The organism is Acinetobacter sp. V2 (assembly GCF_001188385.1).
Taxonomy (GTDB): domain Bacteria; phylum Pseudomonadota; class Gammaproteobacteria; order Pseudomonadales; family Moraxellaceae; genus Acinetobacter; species Acinetobacter oleivorans.
On the sequence record NZ_JZFB01000005.1, the window covers coordinates 175,935 to 178,859 of the forward strand.

Here is a 2,925-nt window from a genome sequence, read left to right on the forward strand (position 1 = left end):
TAAGTCATTGGTGTTGCTTGTCCACCCGCTAGCAAACGCGCTTCCCAAAGTTTCTTACCATTAGTAACGTTAAACGCACGTAAGTAGTTATCTTGAGTTGCACCAACAAACATGACATTACCGGCAGTAGAAATTGAACCACCTAAACCAGGCACACCAATTTTCACAGCTGGTAACTGGAACAAGTTCGGTAGGCTGTCACGAATTGTACCAATACGTTTTTTCCATACCACTTCATGAGTTTTCAAATCAACGCCAGCTACATAGCCCCAAGCTGGTTGTTTACAAGGTAAACCAAGCGGAGATAAGAATGCGCTAATTTCAACACCATAAGGTACGCCGTACATCGGTTGTACACCCTGCTCAGTTCCCGCACCTTTTGCAGTTTGCGCACGGTTTGGATCAGCAGGAATTAAACGACTGACGAATGGCAAACCAATCGGGTTCATCACAGCAACTTGACGGTCAGGGTTAACTGACATACCGCCCCATTCAAATACACCTAAGTTACCAGGGAAAACTAAAGTACCGTTTTCAGATGGTGGCGTATAAATACCATCGTAATTTAGACGTTTGAAAGATACACGACACATGAGCTGATCAAGCATAGTGGCACCCCACATGTCTTTATCAGTCAATTTATCTTGCGGTGCCAAGTTCAAATCAGAGAATGGCTGAGTTTTTGAATAATGCTCGCCTTTAGTTTGTGGTCCACGTTTAACTGTTTGTGGAACTGGTTTCTCAGTTACAGGAACAATTGGTTGACCATTACGGCGATCAAGAACAAAGGCATTACCTGTTTTAGTCAATACATAGATTGCAGGAACAGTTTGGCCAGCTTTGTTTTTGATATCAGCTAAAGATGGTTGTGATGGTACGTCCATATCCCATAAGTCATGATGGGTTGTCTGGAAGTTCCACACTAATTTACCAGTTGAAGCATTAATCGCTAACATCGAGTTCGCATAACGCTCTTTCAACTCGGTACGGTCGCCACCCCAGATATCTGGAGTACCTACACCTGTTGGAACATAAACGATATCAAGTTTGGCATCGTATGCTAAAGGAGCCCACGCATTTGGTGAGTTATGAACGAAATTCGTACCTTCGCCCGGCATTGCATTTGGATCTGCTGCGCCAGTATCAAATACCCAAAGGAGTTTACCTGTGTTAACGTCGTATCCACGAATTACACCAGATGGCTCTTTATTTGAGTAGTTATCGGTTACTGAACCAGCAATAACAACTGTTGAACCAGTCACGATACCAGGAGATGTTGGATTGTAACCACCTGGGTAAGCATATGGCATAAACTCTTGCAAGTTCACTTCACCATTTTTACCAAAGTCAGTACATGCTTTACCAGTGTCAGCATTCACCGCAACTAAACGGCCGTCATTCACAGGAACAAAGACTTTACGCGGACATTGTGTAGAGTCAGATTTCTTGCTTTGAAGACTCGTTGCAAACTCAGTTGTGTTGTTTGCATCGTAGTACATCACACCACGGCAAGTTAAATGCTGGAACGATTTATCCGTTTTAAGCTTCGGATCAAAACGCCATTTTTCTTTACCTGTCGCAGGATCAATTGAAATTAATTGCTGGTGAGCAGTACAGATAAACATGTTATTACCGATTTTAATCGGTGTAACCTGATTGGTCGTTTCGCCAGAATCATTACCTGTTTTAAGATCGCCAGTACGTAAAGTCCAAGCAACTTTCAAATCTTTTACGTTTTGATCATTAATCTGTTTTAACGGAGAATAACGAACACCTGCCTGAGTACGACCATACGCTGGCCAGTCACTCTCTGCTACACCTGGAACTGCTTGAGCAGTTTCTGGTTGAGGTGTCTTGATTTCACCATTAATTTCTTGCGGATCGTTGAAAATCGAATAGACCATCAACAAGATTGCAATTGCTAGAGTTGAAGATAAGGCAACTTTACTTGATCCAAGGTTGCTGATTCCACGAGTTACGGCTGGAACCAATAACCATAAACCAAGAATACCTAAAATATCTAAACGAGGTGCAAGCGCCCAGAAGTCTGTTCCAACTTCCCAGACACCCCAAATAATGGTACCCAGCATTAAAGCAGCGTACACCCACAATGCTGTAGATGCGCGCTTATAGAGTTGCCATGCAACAATCAGGAGTAATACACCAGTAATAATATAGTAAATTGAACCGCCTAATGTAGCGAGCCAAATACCTCCAATTAACAGGAATAACGCTAATAACCCAATAATAATTACGGTAAAAGTCGTTAAACCTGATCTTGAAGTAGGTTGAGTCATAAACCACCTCTTATCAATCATCATTTTTATCGGAAAGATAGGCCAAGCTTTTCATCAAAAATCGGCCTATCAATACATCTAAAACAAAACTCAGGCATAAAGAAAAAACGGAAGGTCAGGATCATTCAATCAATGATTTAGCCCTCGACAATCCGTTTTCAGAGTAATTACGCTTAGAATGCAGTTGAGAATTTAATACCGCCTACCCAAGTGTTATCACCATTTTTTAATGCACCAACATGACGAACATATTGCACATTTGGACGGATAGTCAGCCAGTTTGTCGCATGAATACCGTAGTAAAGCTCGGTATTGTATTCAGTGTCGTATTCTTTATTTTGGACATCGTTCCAATCATCGTTGATATGGATACGCGCAACACCTAATGCCAATTCATCTTGAGGACGTTGATTGAGCAAACCTTTATAGACTAAGCCTACATTTTGCATGTTATCAATTTTGTTGGTATCAGAGTCGTGGAACGTCAGGTTCACAAATCCAGTCAAACCACGGTCTGTTTGATCAGCAGGCTGGAATAATTTTTGTTTTGCAGTTACCCATACACCTTGCTTATGAGATGTTTGAGCCTTATTTGTAATTTCTTCGGCATCAGCAGTGCTGTAGTAAT

The 2,925-nt window shown here is 41.7% G+C and carries 2 protein-coding genes; both read right to left on the bottom strand.

Translation table 11 applies throughout. From position 1 onward, the window contains the following. Window positions 1–2,297 (bottom strand): glucose/quinate/shikimate family membrane-bound PQQ-dependent dehydrogenase (locus tag UC75_RS15445; RefSeq protein WP_228137422.1); only part of this gene is annotated, 2,297 nt, incomplete at its 3' end. 173 nt (window positions 2,298–2,470) lie between these two features. Further along, a partial coding sequence (locus UC75_RS21985) for a carbohydrate porin (RefSeq protein WP_228137423.1) occupies window positions 2,471–2,925 on the bottom strand: 455 nt, incomplete at its 5' end.